This is a genomic window from Longimicrobium sp. (assembly GCA_036377595.1).
In the GTDB taxonomy this organism is placed as follows: domain Bacteria; phylum Gemmatimonadota; class Gemmatimonadetes; order Longimicrobiales; family Longimicrobiaceae; genus Longimicrobium.
The window spans coordinates 95,665-112,753 of sequence record DASUYB010000103.1; the positions used below are offsets into that span (position 1 = coordinate 95,665).

The window sequence follows — 17,089 nt, forward strand, 5'->3', positions numbered from 1 at the left end:
GTCATGGAACCACGAATGGTGAGGAAGTGATGAAGAAGCTCAAGCTCCAGCTGGAAGAGCTGGACGTGCAATCGTTCCGGGTCGACGGGGTGATCCTGGCCGAAGCGGGTACGGTGCGCGGGCATGCGGTCACGCGCCTCGATACCTGCCAGGCGAGCTGCGGACCCACCGCGTGCTCCGATCCCCTCTCGTGCGCGCAGCAGACCTGCTTCTGCGGCTGAGCCCGGACGCTTGCGGTCACGCGCCATCATTGACCCGGCCCGTGCCTGCCCGGCACAGGGACGGACACAACCCGTGGAGTGAACGATGAAGAAGCTGAAGCTGGACCTGGCTGCGCTCGGCGTGGAGTCGTTCGCCGCGGACGCCGCCTCGCGCGCGGAGATGGGGACCGTGGAGGCGCAGGTGACCTCGATCAACGGCACCTGCGTGGTGAGCTGCTACCACACGGCGTGCATCGCGCAGGCCACCTGCGGCTCCACCTGCGAGTGCGGCTGAGCGCAGACGCCTCCACGCGTGCCGGGGCGATGCGGGGAAGTGCGCTGAGTATCGCGGATTTTTGAAAAAGGGGATGATTCTCCATCCGCGCAGAAATCAGGCGTGCTCGTCATCCCCCGATCGAATCGGTTGAGATCGCTGGCTGTGCGAGCGTGTTGGTGACGCGGATCACGTCGCCCAACCTCCCGCGCCCGCGGTAGCGCAGAACTGGCGCAGCAAAAGTACATCGCCGCCCTCGTGCTCGTCCGAAGCACGAGGGCGGCGATGTACTTTTGCTTGTATCCGGCGACTCCAGCCCCGACGCAGCCGAGCGTCAAAGAGCGGGGCGAGGTGATCGCCTCCATCGCCGGAGCGGGGCTCGTTGCGACCGGCCGTGACTACCGCAGCCCTGCGAGCCAGTTTGCCCAGGCTGCCGCGTCATCGCCCAGGTCCTGTCCGGAGACCTGCACGAGGAACCCGCGCGTAGTCTCCCTCAGGAACGGTTCCGCGGCCCCCAGGTGGGCCAGCACGAGATCTCCGTTGCCGTTTCCCAGAAGTTCGACAGCCAGCCCGGGAGACACGTGTGTCGTACGGAGCACATCCAGCGTCTGAGCGAAGGCGAATACGTTGGTTCCTGCCAGCAGGGCTCGAATGGAGGCTGCTGCCGGCCGCCAGTCGACCGTCGGGACGTGACGCTGCGTCATCGATCGCAGCACCTGGATGGCGGTTGCGGCAACCGCACCTCGCGAGGAGCGCTGCGCATCCATCAGCGCCCACCATGCCGGCTCGTGCTCGGCGAAGTTGCCCAGAAGCGCGACCGCAACCGCAAGGTTCGCGGAGTTCCCATCCGTCGCGAGCACCCACAGCGCCTCCTCGAGGTCACGCGTCGAACGGTGCGCGTCGAGAAACGCCCAGACCCGCCGGACGTCCGCCGAATCTCCGCGCGCCGGGCGCAGCGCAGCCCGCTCCGCGGCCTCGTTTCCCGCGCGGTGCACGTCGACCAGCGAAACGGCGGTGAGAAACGCCGGATTGCGCGCGCGGAAGAGCGAATCCACCTCGCGCCATCCGGGTCGATCCGAGCTAGAGTCCGGCCGCTCCACCCGCAGCCTCACCCGTGCCGAGTCCGCGGGCTCCACCAGCGTCACCACGATGTGCCGGTGCCCGTCGCGGATGAATTCCGCCGAGCTGGCGGACGGGAACCCGATCGCCTCCAGGACCACCGCGCACTGCCCCAGCGGGGCGCCGGGGGCCTTCACGGCCATGGTGTCCCGGATCATCTGCACCGTCCACCGCCTCAGCCCGATGAACTCTATGTCCGGCGTCGTGTCCGGAGCCGCCTGGGCACGAGCCGCGCCGGCCATCGCCGCGAGCAGCAGCATGCTTGCAGCGACGGCGCGCGGCAACAGGGTCAGCGGCGTCCGGAGCCAGTTGCGGCCTTGGGCGAGAAGCCGGATCACGGAAGGCGGCGTCCGTGCGGGCGCAGGAGCGCCCGGTGCGGATACGGATCGTTGTAGACGACGTACAGGCCGCCGTTTCCCCAGGCAATGTCGTCCGCTACCCGGGGCAGCAGGTAGCTCCCGAGATATCGCCCGTCGCGCGTCACGGCGCCGCTGTTCCGTAACGGCACAAGCCCTTGCGGTGCCTCCGACAGGTCTGTCAGGGCCAGACACGGTGCGACGAAGGTCCATTCCTCGTCGCTGACATCAGTCGGGTACTTTTTGCGATTCGACATGCATCGAATCTAACACGAGATGTACAGAGTGCATAACAGCCCTCCACCACGGTGAGTTTCGCGGGAGTGGACTCGCCCACTCCAATCCGTGCGTCCACCACCCGGGAAACGGCCTCCACTCGGAACGTGAGAGGCCGGTGCAGCGCTAATGCGTCTCCAAACGTCCGTCGCGGTAGCAAAGCCGGATCGAATCCGGTAGATGGACCGCTGCCTACATGCTCGTCGTAACGCGTGGGCGCGGCGCTGTCATTTGCGTGTATCTGCGCGCGCTTCTGGGCCAATCCGCATCCCGGATGATCCCAACTGCGACATCAGGTGGGCGCAGCGGAGACATCATCTCCGAAAGACTTGGCAACCTCCGATCGATGGCCTAAACTAAACGCCCGCCCGATTCGTGGGTGACCGGGACGCGGTCGCGGAAAGGGGATGGAGATGCAGTCGATCTCCGCTCGTTTTCGGCCGCTGGTGATGGGGATGAGTCACACCGGGTGCGTGAAGGGCCGCACCTCGCAGCAGGGGACAAGCCGATGAGCGCGATCTCGATCCAGACCGGCCGCACCTGCGCGTGTCGCGATGGCGAGCGCGCCTGTCGTGCCGTGGCTGGGCGAAGCTGACGGTTTCGGGTGGGCCGCATCCCTCGCGAGGGGAGATGCGGCCCGCCGTCGTTGCAGTGCCCCCGGACGTGCGACGGGTTCACCACGATACCCCGGAGCACTGCCGACCACCGGCGGACGCGCGCCCGCGCGGCCGCACCCTGTCAACACCGGCCAGGAGGACGGACATGCGCAAGCTCAGACTGGACCTGGATCAGCTCGAGGTCGACTCGTTCCGCACCGGCGAGGCGTACGGCGTGGGAACCATCCAGGCGCATTCCGACAGCGACGTCGAGGTGTGCCTGCAGCCGGGGGACGACCAGGTCGCCATCACGGTGCCCGTCACCTGGGCCAAGACGTGCGACACCTGCCCGGGCCTGTACACCTGCAATCTCTCGTGCATTCGCACGGAACCCGGCTGCACCACCTGCACCTGAGGCCGCGCCCGGTCCGGTCGACCCTGGATCTAAGGGGAGGGTGAGATGAAGAAGCTGAGCCTGGACCTGGACCGCCTCGCCGTCGACTCGTTCGCGGTGGACGCCGGCGGCGGCGGGGGGACGGTGGCCGCGCACGAGGCGGTGACGCAGGCGCACTCGTGCTACGACACGGTCTGCTGCCCCGTCACCCGCTACCGCACCTGCACCTGCTGACCGGCGGGCCGCGGCGGTTCGCCGCGGCGCGCCGTGTTCATCACCTCGACCCGGGGGAGTACGTACGATGAAGAAGCTCAGGCTGAATCTGGAGCAGCTCGCGGTCGACGCGTTCGAAACCGGTGAGGCGCGGGGGCTGGGCACCGTGCGCGCGCGGGAGAGCGACCCCGACCTCTGCGTCGCGCAGCCCATCGACGACGGCGAGGTGGCCATCACCGCCACGCTGTGGAAGACCTGTCCGAACACCTGCGCCTTCACCTGCCAGGGCGACACCTGCTACATCACCTGCGTGACGGGGTGCAGCTGCCGGACGATGCCCTGCGACACCTGCGCCTGAGCGGAGGAGCGATGCGGAGGAAGATGAAGCTCGACGTCGGCGCGCTCTCCGTCGACACCTTCACGCTCGACGACGCGCCGTCGGCGGGCGGCACCGTGCGCGGGCACGACAGCGACGAGGTGGCGCTGATCCCCACCACCGACTGGAAGACCTGCCGCTGCACCAACCAGCCGGACACCTGCGGAGACCTGTGCTCCAACCCGTGCCCGGTGTACACCGACGGCTGCGCGCCGCCGCGCGACCCGATCATCATCGTCTGAGCCGGCGCCGGCCTCCGGCGCCGTTTCGCGCGCGGAGCCGCGGTCACGTGCCGCGGCTCCGCGCGAGTCCTCTCATCCCCAGCGGGAGAAGATCGACCGATGCCCAAGCTGAAGCTGGACCTCGAAGCCATCGCCGTGGAGAGCTTCGACGCCGACGCCGCCGGCCCGGCGCGCGACGCCCTGAGCGGGCACCCCTGCTCCGCCATCGACGCGTGCCCGTCGCGCCTGTGCGCCACGTCGCTCTGCTGAGCGGCGCGATCACCAACCCTTCCCACCAGAGGAGCAAGACGATGGAGAAGCTGAGACTCGACCTCGACGCGATCGCCGTGGAGAGCTTCGACGTGGCCGATGTTCGCGACGAGCGCGGCACCGTGCTGGGCAACGACTTCGTCAGCGGGCGCCGCTGCTCGGCCATCGACGCGTGCCCGTCGGCGCGCGGCTGCACCGAGATCTCGCCCTGCTGAGCCCACGGATCTCCAGACCAGGAGGCACACCATGGAGAAGCTGAAGCTGGACGTGGACGCCGTTTCGGTGGAGTCGTTCGACCCCCGGACGGCCCCCCCCGCCGCGCTCGAGGACATCCTGCGCCCCTCGCGCCTCGACGCATGCCCGTCGTCGCGCGGCTGCACCGAGATCACGTCCTGCTGACGGGACGCGAAACCTTTCCCATCCCACGAGGAGTACAACCATGCAGAAGCTGACGCTCGACGTGGCCGAGCTGCGCGTCGAATCGTTCGCCGCGGGCGAGTCCGCCGGCGAGGGCACCGTGCACGGCGCCGAGGCCACCCCCGGCCACTCGTGCCTGCGCACCGCGTGCTGCCCCGACACCTTCCAGCCGGGCTGCACCGGCTGACGCGCTCCCCGGCTCCGGCGGCGGATCCTGCGGGTCCGCCGCCGGGGCCGGCATCCTGGACCGATTCGATCGAGGGAAATCGTCACAGGCCGCTTCACGGGCGGCCGGCCGGGATCACCCCTCGATCGAAAAATCCGAGATACTCAGCGCATGCCGGACCGGCGGCCCCGGACCCGCTGCTCCCCGGCGAGCACGAGGGGACTTCGCGTCCGCAGCGATGTCCCATTTCTCATGTAAGATGGCCGCTTCCGTGCGCGGGGTAGATCGGCTCGTGGAGGCGCGAGGGTCCGCTTCGGCCAGCGCCGCGCGTTCTTGTAAGGGGATGTTGGGACACGTCGTGGGAGGACTCACGGATTCCGCCGAGAAATCCGCCACACCACGCTGCGACCTACCCTGTCGCGTGAACCGGGGAATGCTGTTATCTTGAGAACCTGACCGCAAAAGAGGGATCGCCCCACCGCGGTCCGTCCCTGGCTCCCGGCACATGGCCGCGGGCCCGCACCCCCAGCGATGTACCTTACATGCCCCCGTCCCAGCACGCGGAGATCCCGCCGCTTCGAGAGGCGTTCCAGCAGTTCCTCAGGCTGCTGCGGCTCATCCGCCGCTACTGGGGGCCGCTGGGCAAGGGGATCGCGCTCGGACTCGTGCTGGGGCTGCTGGGGATGGTCACGCCGTACCTGTCCAAGCTGCTGATCGACGAGGTGTATCCCACCCGCAACCTCACCCTCATGGAGGTGCTGGTCGCGGGGATCCTGGCGGTTTCGGTGGCGTCGGCGGTGATGTCGGCCATCCGCACCTACTTCACCTCCTACACCACCAACCACCTCTCCAACGCCACCTCGCTCCTCTTCTTCAACCACCTGCAGCACCTGCGCACGCGCTTCTTCGACGAGCACCGCGTGGGCGAGATCGTGTCGCGCTTCGCCGACGTGCGCAACTCGCTGAACAGCGTGAGCCGCGTGTTCGAGACGCTGTTCGTGAACGGCGTGTACCTGATCCTGGTGCCGCCCTTCCTGTTCGTGCTGCAGTGGAAGCTGGCCATCGTCTCGCTGATCACCATCCCCCTGACGGTGGCCATCACCACCGCGTCGGCCCGGCTGCTGCGGCGCTTCTGGAAGAAGAGCGCCGAGGCGTACGCCGACCTGGGCGCCTACCAGGTGGAGGTGCTGAGCCATATCCGCACGCTCAAGGTGATGGCCATGGAGCACGCCGTGTACGGGCGTGCCCGCGACCAGATCCAGCAGGCGCTGCAGGTGCAGCTCAAGGCCAACGCGTGGAGCCAGGTGTTCACCACCATCACCGCGGTGGTGCGCGCGCTGGGGACGGCGGTGTTCACCTGGTACGGGTGGACGCTGATCGTGCAGGGCGACATGTCGCTGGGCGACTACATCGCCTTCACCGCCTACATGGGGTACCTGTACAACCCGCTCCAGCAGATCACCGGGCTGTTCTCCGACTTCCAGCAGACCGCGGTGAACCTGGGGCGCATGTTCGAGTACCTCGACAAGCCGGTGGAGCAGGACCCGGCCGGCGCCTACGAGCCGCACGGCCCCATCGAGCACCAGATCGAGGGCGACGTCCGCCTGCGCGACCTGTCCTTCGGCTACACCGAGGAAAAGCGCGTCATCCACGACGTGACCCTGCACTTCCCGCGCGGCGGCGTGACGGCCATCGTGGGCCCCAGCGGCGCGGGGAAGAGCAGCCTGCTGCGCCTGATCACGCGCATGGAGGACCCGGACGCGGGGCAGGTGTTCGTGGACGGCGTGCCCGTGACCTCGATGTCGATGAGCGACCTGCGGCGCCAGGTGAGCGTGGTGTGGCAGGAGTTCTCGCTGATGCAGGGCACCATCTGGGAGAACCTGACGCTGGGCGCCGAGCGCGTGACCCGCGCCGAGGTCGACGACGCGGTGCGGCTCTGCCGGCTCGACTCGCTGGTGGCCGACCTGCCCAAGGGCTACGACACCAGCGTGGCCGAGTGGGGCGCCACCCTCTCGGGCGGGCAGCGGCAGCGGATGGCGCTGGCCCGCGCGCTGATCCGCGACACGCCGGTGCTGCTCCTCGACGAGGCCACCAGCAACATCGACATGCAGACCGAGACGGAGATCCTGCGCGACCTCTTCCAGCGGCTGCAGGGGAAGACCATCATCTTCGTGACCCACCGCGTGCAGACCGCCGCGCTGGCCGACCAGATCTGCGTGATCGAGGCGGGGCGCGTGGCCGGGGTGGGCACGCACGCGGAGCTTTACCGCGACAACGAGACCTACCGCCTGCTGCACGGCGGCGGCAACGTGGAAGAGGTGCGGCGCCTGCGCGCCGTCCCGCAGACGGTCTGATCCCGGACCTTCCGGCATCCCGACGTGAGACGTGATCCCAGCGCGCGCGCCCCGCTGCCGGCGGCGCGCGCGCACCACGAGACGACCCGAGCACCAGCATGAGCCCCATCCCCAAGAAGGCCGGGCCCGATCCCGACGTGATCCCGCTGCGGCTTCCCGAGATTCCCGACGAGGGGCAGCCCGGCTCGCGCTTCGTCCGCCGCTCGGTGGGGATGACGCTGACGCTGGTGGCGCTCCTGGCGGCCACCGCGTTCCTGGTGGCGTCGATCGTGAGGATGGACGTGACGGTGAAGGCGGCCGGCGTGCTGGAGCCCGTGGGCCTCTACCCGGTGCGCGCGCTGGAGGGCGGCCCGGTGCGCGAGGTGCTGGTGCAGACCGGCGACACCGTCCATCGCGGCCAGGTGCTGGTCCGCATGGACACGGTGGAGCTCAGCTCGTCGCTGGCCCAGCTCGAGGCGCAGCTGCGCGCGGCCGAGATCGACCGCCAGCGCAGCGCCACCGCCGACCCGCTGCAGCGCGAGCAGAACCTCCAGCGCGCCGCCCAGACCCGCCAGCGGCTCGCGGCCGCGATGGCCACCCTCCGCCAGCGGATGGTGGAGTACGACCTGGGGACCAACGCCGATTCGCTCCTGGCCGCCTACGTGCCGGGGACGCACGTGACGCTCGACCAGGCGGTCAGCGAGGTGCGCAGCGCCCAGGCCGAGCTGCGCGTGTCGGGCGCCGAGGGCGGGCTGCAGGAGCTGTCGCGCTTCGACCGCGAGAAGCTGGGGACGCAGATGGACCAGCTGCGCGCGCAGATCGCCGCGGTGCGGGCGCGGCTGGGCAAGCTGACCATCGCCGCGCCGGTGGACGGGGTGGTGCTGACCGAGCAGCTGGAGCGGCTGAACGGCGCCTTCGTGCGCGAGGGCGAGCAGCTGATGGAGCTGGGGGGGACGACGCAGTGGCGGGTGCAGCTGAACGTCAGCGAGCGCGACGTGCACAAGATCCACGTGGGCGACTCGGTGAAGGTGGAGCTTCCCGCCTTCGACCAGTCCGAACGCCAGCTGCTGGGCGGGCGGGTGGACTACGTGGCCCCCGAGCCGCTGGCGCTGCAGGGGGCGCAGGCCGGCGCGGGCGGGCAGCAGCCGGGCGCGGCGGCGGGCGGGCAGGCGGGGCCGGGCGTCTACCGCATCACCGCCACGCTGGAACGCTCGCAGCTGGAGAAGATGGGCATCGAAAACTTCCGCCGGGGGTATTCGGTGCAGGGGAACGTGATCACCAAGAGCGGACGCATCATCACGCTGCTATGGAACTACCTGACCGAGAAGCTGGGGAAGTGACCGACGGGGCACGCTTCGGGCCGCCCGCGCCCTTCGATCCGCCGGAGTGGGTGGCCGACGGGCTGGGGCGGCCCACGGGACGCGGGCTGCTCGTCGGGGTGATCGACAGCGGGTGGGACCGCAACTGCGACGATCCGCGCGTCCTTCCGGGGATCGGACTGGTCGACCCCGAGGACGACCTGGCCATGCTGCGCACCGACGACGACCACGACCGCGTGGGCCACGGCACGGCGTGCATCCACCAGATCCTGCGCATCGCCCCGGATGCCCAGGTCGTGCCCATCCGCGTGTTCGGGCGCGACCTGGAGACCAGCCCGGGAACGCTGCAGGCGGGGATCCTGTACGCCATCGAGCGCGGCGTGAACGTGGTGAACCTGAGCCTGGGAACCACCCTCGAGGGCACGCTGCAGCCGCTGTACATCGCGTGCGAGAAGGCGCGGCAGCAGGGGATCATCGTGGTGGCCGCGGGGCACAACTCCAAGGACTGGAGCTACCCGGCCATCTTCGAGCCGGTGATCGGCGTGTCGGCGGGGCGCTTCGGGTCGCCGTACGAGTACCGCTACCTGCACGACGAGGCGATGGAGTGCCAGGCGTGGGGGGTGGAGCAGCCGGTGATCTGGCTGCGCGGCGAGCAGCAGATCAAGCACGGCACCAGCTTCGCGGCGCCGAACATCACCGGGATCGTGTGCCTGCTGATGGAGCGCCATCCCGGCGCCGGGCTCGAGGAGATCCGCGAGCTGCTGCCGCAGTACGCCCTCGAGGTGGTCTCCGCCCCCGCCGAGGAGAAGCCGAAGCGCCGGCCGCGTGCGAAGGCGGCGGCCGCCAAGTCCAAGGCGGCGAAGAAGCCGTCGCGGAAGAAGGGCGAGGCGGCGGAGGCCAAGGCGCCGGCGCCCCGCCGTTCCCGCCGCAAGGCTGCCGCGGAGGTGGTGGAGACTCCCGCGCCCACCGCGTCCGACAACGGCGCCAAGCCGCGCCGCCCGCGCGCGAAGGCCGCGACCGCCGCCAGGCCCGCGGCGAAGAAGCGTCCGGTGAAGAAGGACGAGGCGGCGGAGGCGAAGAAGGACGAGCCGGCGGAGACGAAGCCCCGGCGCCGCCGGCGAACGCCCGCGGCGGTGTAGACTGTCTTTGGGCTCACGCAGAGTCAGCAGGGTCAGCAGAGAACAAACTGCTGGCCCTGCTGACTCTGCGTGAGCCCTTTCTTTTCGTGGGACGGAAGGAAGAAAGAAGGGCTCTCACAGAGGGCACAGAGGTCACGGAGGAATTCGTTTTTTCCTCTGTGACCTCTGTGCCCTCCGTGAGAGAAAAATCACCGGCGGAGGGTGAGCCAGACGAAGGCGACGATCACCAGCGCCTCGACCAGCGCGGCGGCGAGGATCGCGTTGCGGGTGACGCGGGCGCTCATCGCGGCGCTCCCGCGTGCGCCAGCTCCAGCGCGGCCAGGATGCGCGCGCCGGTGCGGCTGACGTGCGCGCCGAGCGCCGCCAACCCCAGCGCCAGCGTGGAGTAGACGAGCACCGCGGACACGAGCAGGAGCAGGTGCGTGCGGTCGTGCAGGTCCGCCAGCAGCAGGAAGGCGAGCAGCAGGATCGCCTCGACCAGCACGGCGCCCGCCAGGCTCAGCTTGAACCACCGCTCGCGGCGGTCGATCTCGTCCAGCGCGGATCTGCGAATGCGGTCCAGGTCGCTCATGGGGTTCCTCGTTCGATGGAAGTGGGGCCGGCGTCCAGCGCCCGGCGCAGCGCGCGGAGGCCGTAGGCGAGCCGCGACTTGGCGGTGCCGGCGGAGATGCCGAGCACGGCCGCGGTTTCGGCGAGGGTGAGCTCCTGCAGGTAGTGGAGGTCCAGCACCGCCCGGCTGGCCGGCGACACTGCCGCCATCGATTCGCGCAGCCGCGCCGCCAGCGCCGGGTCGATGCGCTCCGGCGGCTCGGGCGCGGGGGCGTGCTCCAGTGCCGCGTCGTCCGCCCAGCGCTCGCGCAGCCGGCGCTCGCGGCGGGCGTGCCTCATCGCTGCCCGCGCCGCGATGCGGAACGCCCACGGGCGGAACAGCGCCGGCTCGCGCAGCCATCGCAGCTTCCGCCAGATCCGCACGAACACCTCCTGCAGCACGTCGTCCGCCAGCGCGCGGTCGCCCACCACGCTGGTGACGAAGCCGTGCAGCGGCGCCTGCACTCCGGCCAGCAGCGCCTCGAACGCGGCCCGGTCGCCGGCCTGTGCCCTCAGCACCTGGAAGCTCTCGCGGGTGTCGCGCTGCATGGTCTGGAGATGCGGTGCGGGTGGCGTCTCTACCCTCGCGCTGGTAGAGAGCCCTCGGGGCGGGCCAGGTGTTCGAATTGGGGAAGATGCTTGTGCGTCCGACCAGGATCGCGTGCTGACACGGCCACAGATCCCTGCGGCCTGCAAGCTGTTGTGCAGACGCCGATTACGGGCTGGCTGGCCTCAGGATGGCGTCGGGCGGTGAGTTGAGAATCACCCTCCCCCCAGTCGGTTTTGGGGGGAGGGTCGCGCGAAGCGCGGGGTGGGGGGCCAAGGATGCCGCGGCCGCACGCCCGTCCGCCCAGCGCTCCATCATCAGCCCGCGCGCACTCAGCACTCAGCACTTCACGCCTCGACCGGCACCGTGAACGTGAACTCGCTTCCTCTCCCCGGCGTGCTGCGGACGGTGATGTCGCCGCCCATCAAGCGCGCGAGCTGGCGGGCGACGCTGAGGCCCAGCCCCGAGCCGCCGTGCTCGCGGATCAGCCCCTGCTCGGCCTGCCAGAAAGGCTCGAAGATCCGCTCCAGCTGGTCGGGATAGATCCCCATCCCCGTGTCGCCCACCACGAACGCAGCCGCGTCGCCGTCCCTCCGCGCCTCCAGCGTCGCCTTCCCCCGGTCGGTGAACTTCACCGCGTTCCCCAGCAGGTTGGTGAGCACCTGCCGCACCTTCCGCCCGTCGGCCACCAGGGTGAAGTCCGGGTCCGGTCCGCGCACCTCGAACCCGATCCCCCGCTCCAGCGCCAGCGGCTCCACCAGGGCGGCGACCTCCTCCACCAGCGCGGAGACGGCCACCGGCGCGGCGCGGACCTCCTCCTGCCCCGCCTCGATCCGCGCGAAGGTCAGGATCTCGTCGATCAGCTCCAGCAGGTGGCGCGCGGCGCTCTGCATCCGCCCCACCTGCGGCGCCAGCGGCTCCGGCAGCGCGGCGGGAATCCCCATCAGGAAGAGGTCCGTGTAGCCCAGGATGGCGTTCAGCGGCGTGCGCAGCTCGTGGCTCATCACCGCCAGGAAGTCGTTCTTGGCGCGGTTGGCCTCCAGCGCCCGCTGGTACAGCCGCGCGTTGTCCACCGCGAACGCCGCGCGGCGCGCCAGCTCCTCCGCGCGCTCCAGCTCCACGTCGTCGTAGCGCCTGCCCGACGTCGTCGCGCAGAGCAGGATAGAGCCCAGCACGCGGCCGCGGGCCACCAGCGGGACGGCCATGTACGCGCGCACGCCCAGCTCGCGGACGGTGTCTTCCGGCTGCAGCTCGGCCACGCCCGGCGGCGCCGCGCCGTCGTTCACCACCAGCGGGTGCGCGGTGCGCATCACCACCGCCACGGGGTCGGAGGAGACGAGGCTGGGGGTGAAGTCCAGCAGGCGGCGCGCGGCGGCGTCCTGCGCGGCGTCGGCGTTGGCGGCGTCGACGCGCTCGATCCTGCCCTCGTCCAGCACGTCGATCACGCACACGTCCGCCATCACGGGCACGGCCAGGCGGGCTACGCGCCGCAGCGTCTCGGTGTAGTCGAGCGACGAGGAAAGCACCGTTCCCGCGTCGGCCAGGAAGCGCTGCTGGTCGCCCGCCTCGCGCAGCTCGGTGATGTCGATGCACGAGCCGATGTAGCCGGCGAGCGCGCCCTCGGCGGTGACGAGGGGGAAGCCGTGGTCGAGGACCGCGCGATACTCGCCGTCGTGGCGGCGCAGGCGGTACTCCATGCGGAACTCGCGCCGCGCCTCGAAGCTGGAGAGGTAGAGGGTCATGCACCGCTGGTAGTCGTCCGGGTGCACGCCGTCGGCCCAGCCGTTCCCCAGCTCGTCGTCGATCCCCCGCCCGGTGAACTCCAGCCAGGGGCGGTTCACCCAGTCGAAGAGCGCGTCGGGCCCCGCCGTCCACATCATCACCGGCGCGCTGTCGGCCATGGTGCGGAAGCGCGCCTCGCTCTGGCGCAGCGCGGCGGCGGCCTCGCGCTGGGCGGTCACGTCGTCGATCGTCACCACCACGCCGTCGCCCTGGGCGTGCAGCGGCGCGGCGCTCACCCGCAGCGCCACCCGCCGGCCGCCGCGCGTGAGCTCCACCTCGTCGCCGAGGACCGTCTCGCCCGTCCGCAGCACGCGCCCCGCGGGCCCCTCCTCCAGCGGGAGGGGAGCGTCGCCGCGGAAGGCCGCCAGCCGCGGGTCGCCGCGGTGCATCGTCACCAGCTCCTCGCGCGGGATGCCCAGGACGCGCGCCGCCGCCTGGTTGGCGAAGGTGATGCGGCCGTCGGACGCGACCAGGAGCACCCCCTCGGCCATCGTCTCCAGGATCTGCCGCAGCCGGTCGCCCGCACGCTGCGTCTCGCCGTGCGCCGCCTCCAGGCGCTCGTGCGCGGCCTCGACCCCCCGGCGCAGCGCCTCGGACTCGTCGATCTGCTGCTGCAGCTCCTCGTTCAGCGACTGCATCTCCTCGGCCTGCACCTCCAGCTCCACCGCCTGCTCCTGGAGCTGCCCGGCCAGCTGCGCCGCCTCGGCCGCCTCGCGCTCGGCCCGGCGGCGCGCGTCGATCAGGCGCTGGTTCAGCACGCTGGCGATGTATCCCGCCGCGACGAAGAACCCCAGCTTCACCGCCTCGCCCGGCCCGCGCACGCTGAGCGGGTCGCCGGGGGAGAGGAAGAAGAGGTCGACGGCGACGACGGAAAGGATGCTGGCCACGATGCCGGGCCCCAGCCCGCCGTACCACGCGGCCAGGACCACGGCGAAGAGGAAGACGACGAGGAAGTTGGGCGCGATCCACGGCCGCAGCAGCGCGCAGAAGCCCGCCGCGGCGGCGACGGTGACGAGCGCCGCCGCGTACCGGGCGGCGACATGCGGCGCATCCGCGCGGAGATCGGCGGGAGGATCCTGCCTGGAGCCGTGGGTCGCGAGCTGCACCGCGCGTGTCTGGATGGGGTTGCGATGTGCGCGCGAATCAATCCGGGTCCACCTGGTGGACCCGCGCCGGAGAAGCCCGGTGGAGGATGCAAGTTTCGGACACCTTCCGGCCGCCCGCCGATTCAGCGAAAGCCGGATTTCCTCCTCTGTCGCAGACCGGCCGATTGCGAAAAAGAATCTCACGCAGAGCAGCAGAGGCAGCAGAGGAACTGCGTGATAGTCCTCTGCGACCTCTGCGGCCTCTGCGTGAGATTTTGTTTCTGGAGAGTCAGGACTGCGCCGGCTCGCGGACGGCTTCGAGGAGCTCGATCAGGGTGCCGAGGCGCTCCGCGCCGAGATGGGAGAGCTGGCGCAGGTGCATCCGCTCGATCTCCGCGTCCAGCGGGGCGATGGCCTCGCGCCCGGCGGGGGTGATGCGCGTCCACACCACGCGGCGGTCCTCGGTGCAGCGCCAGCGCTCGGCCAGCCCGCGCTTCTCCAGCCGGTCCAGCAGCCGGGTGACGTCGGGGTCGCGCGTGATCATCCGGTCGCTGACATCGCCCGCCGTCAGCCCCTTCTCACCCGCGCCGCGCAGGATGCGCAGCACGTTGTACTGCGTGGGCGTCAGGTCGTGGCGCTTCAGGACGTCGGACAAGCCCTGGACAAGGACGTTCGCCGTACGCTGCACGTTGAGGTACGCCTCTTCCTCGAGCGTCTCGATCGGGCGGTTCTGCCTGATTTCCTGCTGGAGCTTGCCGGGCACGGGGCCTCCTGGACGCCGCGTTGTTTCGTTTGGCCCGACGATAGACGGCGGAACGGGTGAAGTCAACGAATTCGGTTCGAAATGATGGGAACCCGACCATTCGTGGCATCTCCGCCCGCGTCTTTCCCTCTACGCGATCCCACTCACGCGCGGTGGGATGGATCGCGTGCATGCCGCGGCATCCCGCCCCCCTCCCCGCGCTTCGCGCGACCCTCCCCCCAAAACCGACTGGGGGGAGGGTGGGTAACGGACGCATCGAAACGGCTCGCCGCCACCCGGTTTCGGGGAGGCGGCGAGCCGTTCATCCATCTCCTGTCGAGCCGTTTCGATCGCCCGCTACGGCTGGGGCGCCGCGCGGACGCGGTAGATGCGGCCGTCCACCAGCACCGCCACCTGCTGCCCCAGCGCGAAGTAGCGGCCCAGCGCAGGCACCCGCTGCAGCAGCGCGAAATACTCGTCGGTGCCGAACGTCACCGTCGTCTCGGGAAGGTGGGCGTGGTTGTCGCGCGGGATGGCCGCGTCGGTCCACACCCCGTCGCGCAGGTAGAAGGTCTTGTCGCCCACGTGCTGGGCGTTCGCCGCGGCGGCGCCCTCCGCGCCCACCGTGGCGGCCTCCTGCATCCGGCGCGTGGTCACGCTCTGCGCCACGGCCGCGCGCCCGGTCGTCGCCTGCGCGTCCATCGGCATGGTCGGCGGAGGCGGCGGAGGCGGGGGTGGCGGGGGCGCCGATGGCGGCGGGGCGCCGTTGTAGCCGCCGGACGCCGACCCGCGGATCCGCACCTGGTCGCGCACGGGCTGCGGCACGGGCCGCGGCCGATCCTCCGCGACGGCGCCGGGCTCCAGCGCGAGGAACGACGTGTACGGCGTCACGATGCCGTAGCGCGTCCCCAGCTCCACGATCTCGTCGCGCAGCTCCTTCTGCTCTCCGTTGCTGCGGATCTGCTCCATCAGCCATCCCACCCGCCGGGTCGCCCAGAGACGCGGCAGCCAGTCGTTGGCCTCCGCCCGCAGCGGGAAGCGCTGGCCGGGATAGGTGAAGGTGCGCATCGGCGAGCCCGAGCCGCTCAGGCGGATGGCCACGTCGCGCAGCTCCGTGTCGTTGCGGTAGCGTCCGACGAGGGCGAGCTGCGTCCCCCGGAACAGGTCCGGCAACGAGCGGGGATAGACGAGGTCGGTGCGCACCGGGCCCATGTCCACCCGCACGTCGGTCAGCACCGGGTGGTTCACCTTGTCGAAGAAGGCGCCCACCTTCACCTCCAGGTCCTCGCGCGGCTCCACGTAGTCCGACGTGCCGCCGTTCTCCGCGGCCACCCGGTCCAGCAGGCGCGTGTTGACGTCGTAGCCCACGCCGAAGGTGAACAGCCGCACGCCGCCGCGCCGCGCCCGCCGCGTGTTCTCCAGGATCGCGGCGACGGAGGTGTCGCCCACGGTGGGCAGACCGTCGGTGAGGAAGACGAGCAGCCGCGGGCGCGTGGATTGGCGGGGGAACTGCTCCATCGCCTGCACCAGCGCGTCGTTGATGTTCGTCCCCCCCGCGGGGCGGAGGCCGGAGACGAACTCCGTCCCGCGGCGCCGGCCGGCGTCGGTCGCGGCGATCAGCCCCGTCTCCATCAGCCGCGTGTCGCCCGAGAAGGCGATCACGTTGAAGCGGTCGCCCGGGTTCAGCCCGCGGATCCCGTACTCCAGCGCGCGCCGCGCCTTGTCGATCTTCCCCTCCTCGCTCATCGACCCGGAGACGTCGAGAACGAAAACCACGTCCTTGGCCGCGTACTCCTGCGCGTGCACGGTGGTGGGCGGGGAGATGAGGAGGAGGTAGTAGCCGTCCTTCCCCGCCTCGCGGTAGGTGAAGAGCGAGAGGCCGATCTCGCTGGGGCTGGGCGCCCAGAAGAGCTGGAAGTCGCGCCGCTCGCCCTGTCGCGCGCTCTCGAAGCTCACGCGCACGCGGCGGTCGCCGTCGCCGCGGCGGACGTCCACGGCGTGGCTGGGCGAGTAGACGGTGCGCATGGGCTGCTGCGCGCGGATCTCCACCGTGCCGGAGACGCGCTCCACCGGGCTGGCGTTGCGGCCGATCCCCAGCGGATAGCGGTAGCCCACCGTGCCGCCCTCGGCCTGCAGCACCTGCGTGTAGGTGAGCTCCAGCTTCTTCGTCGACCGCGGGTTGATGGGGAAGATGCTGGCCTGGAACAGGTCCTCGCCCGCGTACTCCAGCAGCCCGGGATCGCGGCGGCGCCGCACGATTCCGTCGTAGATGCGGCGCGCCTCCTCGCGCGGGCGCACCTCGCCGGCCAGCCGCCTGTCGCCGTCCCAGATGGCGAAGTCGGTGACGCTGGCGCCGCGGGGGATGGGGAAGAAATAGGTGCCCTCGAGCGTGGCGCCGGTCTCGTTGCGGAACACCTGCGTCACGTGCGTGGTGGCCACCTGCCCCTCGATGGTGGTCTCGATGGCCACCGATTCGATGGGAAGGCCGATGCGCCCCGACGGCGGCACCCACGGCGTGCGGCAGTCGCGGCATTCGGGGACGATGATGCCCTGCGCGCCGAGCGGCGGCGCGGCGGCCAGCAGGAGCGCGGCGGCGGAGAGGAGGCGTTGGATTCGCATGGGGATGGGCTCCACGAGGAAGGATGGTCCTCGGGCTGGTACCCGCGCCGGGGACGG

The 17,089-nt window shown here is 70.7% G+C and carries 19 protein-coding genes and 1 pseudogene; 13 read left to right on the forward strand and 7 right to left on the reverse strand.

The window, feature by feature from the left end; all coding sequences use genetic code 11:
* The first annotated feature begins 29 nt into the window (after positions 1-29).
* Together VF092_16620 and VF092_16625 are read left to right on the forward strand one after the other, a co-directional pair.
* Positions 30-221, forward strand: coding sequence for a hypothetical protein (locus VF092_16620; protein HEX6748924.1), 192 nt, complete (start codon positions 30-32; stop codon positions 219-221).
* An 85-nt stretch (positions 222-306) separates the two neighbouring features.
* On the forward strand, positions 307-495 hold the full coding sequence (locus VF092_16625) for a hypothetical protein (protein HEX6748925.1): 189 nt from the start codon (positions 307-309) through the stop codon (positions 493-495).
* 377 nt (positions 496-872) lie between these two features.
* On the opposite strand, the gene VF092_16630 is transcribed toward VF092_16625, so the two are convergent.
* Both VF092_16630 and VF092_16635 read right to left on the reverse strand, forming a co-directional pair.
* Positions 873-1,931 (reverse strand): hypothetical protein, encoded by a 1,059-nt coding sequence (locus tag VF092_16630; protein HEX6748926.1) that lies wholly within the window; start codon positions 1,929-1,931, stop codon positions 873-875.
* 158 nt (positions 1,932-2,089) lie between these two features.
* Positions 2,090-2,206, reverse strand: a pseudogene (locus VF092_16635) (IS5/IS1182 family transposase).
* Between the two features lie 781 nt (positions 2,207-2,987).
* Here VF092_16635 and VF092_16640 point away from each other — a divergent pair.
* The 11 genes from VF092_16640 (at position 2,988) to VF092_16690 (ending at position 9,669) form a co-directional block, all read left to right on the forward strand.
* The gene (locus VF092_16640; GenBank protein ID HEX6748927.1) at positions 2,988-3,236 is read left to right on the forward strand and encodes a hypothetical protein; all 249 of its coding nucleotides are present in this window, start codon (positions 2,988-2,990) and stop codon (positions 3,234-3,236) included.
* 45 nt (positions 3,237-3,281) lie between these two features.
* Positions 3,282-3,449, forward strand: a complete 168-nt coding sequence (locus VF092_16645) for a hypothetical protein (protein ID HEX6748928.1) — start codon at positions 3,282-3,284, stop codon at positions 3,447-3,449.
* Between the two features lie 67 nt (positions 3,450-3,516).
* On the forward strand, positions 3,517-3,786 hold the full coding sequence (locus tag VF092_16650; protein HEX6748929.1) for a hypothetical protein: 270 nt from the start codon (positions 3,517-3,519) through the stop codon (positions 3,784-3,786).
* An 11-nt stretch (positions 3,787-3,797) separates the two neighbouring features.
* Complete coding sequence (locus VF092_16655) at positions 3,798-4,046, forward strand: hypothetical protein (GenBank protein ID HEX6748930.1); 249 nt, start codon at positions 3,798-3,800, stop codon at positions 4,044-4,046.
* A 99-nt stretch (positions 4,047-4,145) separates the two neighbouring features.
* Positions 4,146-4,295, forward strand: a complete 150-nt coding sequence (locus VF092_16660; GenBank protein HEX6748931.1) for a hypothetical protein — start codon at positions 4,146-4,148, stop codon at positions 4,293-4,295.
* Between the two features lie 41 nt (positions 4,296-4,336).
* Positions 4,337-4,510, forward strand: a complete 174-nt coding sequence (locus VF092_16665; protein HEX6748932.1) for a hypothetical protein — start codon at positions 4,337-4,339, stop codon at positions 4,508-4,510.
* A 31-nt stretch (positions 4,511-4,541) separates the two neighbouring features.
* The gene (locus VF092_16670; GenBank protein ID HEX6748933.1) at positions 4,542-4,694 is read left to right on the forward strand and encodes a hypothetical protein; all 153 of its coding nucleotides are present in this window, start codon (positions 4,542-4,544) and stop codon (positions 4,692-4,694) included.
* A 40-nt stretch (positions 4,695-4,734) separates the two neighbouring features.
* A complete protein-coding gene (locus VF092_16675; GenBank protein ID HEX6748934.1) occupies positions 4,735-4,899 on the forward strand; it encodes a hypothetical protein in 165 nt (54 codons plus the stop codon).
* 521 nt (positions 4,900-5,420) lie between these two features.
* The gene (locus tag VF092_16680; GenBank protein HEX6748935.1) at positions 5,421-7,232 is read left to right on the forward strand and encodes an ABC transporter ATP-binding protein; all 1,812 of its coding nucleotides are present in this window, start codon (positions 5,421-5,423) and stop codon (positions 7,230-7,232) included.
* A 98-nt stretch (positions 7,233-7,330) separates the two neighbouring features.
* Positions 7,331-8,551, forward strand: coding sequence for an efflux RND transporter periplasmic adaptor subunit (locus VF092_16685; GenBank protein HEX6748936.1), 1,221 nt, complete (start codon positions 7,331-7,333; stop codon positions 8,549-8,551).
* A complete protein-coding gene (locus tag VF092_16690; protein ID HEX6748937.1) occupies positions 8,548-9,669 on the forward strand; it encodes a S8 family serine peptidase in 1,122 nt (373 codons plus the stop codon). The genes VF092_16685 and VF092_16690 overlap by 4 nt, the downstream gene beginning before the upstream one ends.
* Positions 9,670-9,949: 280 nt before the next feature.
* Here VF092_16690 and VF092_16695 read toward each other — a convergent pair whose 3' ends face one another.
* The 5 genes from VF092_16695 to VF092_16715 form a co-directional block, all read right to left on the reverse strand.
* On the reverse strand, positions 9,950-10,240 hold the full coding sequence (locus tag VF092_16695; GenBank protein HEX6748938.1) for a hypothetical protein: 291 nt from the start codon (positions 10,238-10,240) through the stop codon (positions 9,950-9,952).
* Positions 10,237-10,806 (reverse strand): RNA polymerase sigma factor, encoded by a 570-nt coding sequence (locus VF092_16700; GenBank protein HEX6748939.1) that lies wholly within the window; start codon positions 10,804-10,806, stop codon positions 10,237-10,239. Before VF092_16700 ends, VF092_16695 begins: the two co-directional genes overlap by 4 nt.
* 345 nt (positions 10,807-11,151) lie before the next feature.
* A complete protein-coding gene (locus VF092_16705; GenBank protein HEX6748940.1) occupies positions 11,152-13,692 on the reverse strand; it encodes a PAS domain S-box protein in 2,541 nt (846 codons plus the stop codon).
* A 268-nt stretch (positions 13,693-13,960) separates the two neighbouring features.
* Positions 13,961-14,434, reverse strand: coding sequence for a MarR family transcriptional regulator (locus VF092_16710; protein ID HEX6748941.1), 474 nt, complete (start codon positions 14,432-14,434; stop codon positions 13,961-13,963).
* Between the two features lie 336 nt (positions 14,435-14,770).
* Entirely contained in the window at positions 14,771-17,032 is a 2,262-nt protein-coding gene (locus VF092_16715; protein HEX6748942.1) for a VIT and VWA domain-containing protein, read from the reverse strand.
* Positions 17,033-17,089: the final 57 nt, after the last annotated feature.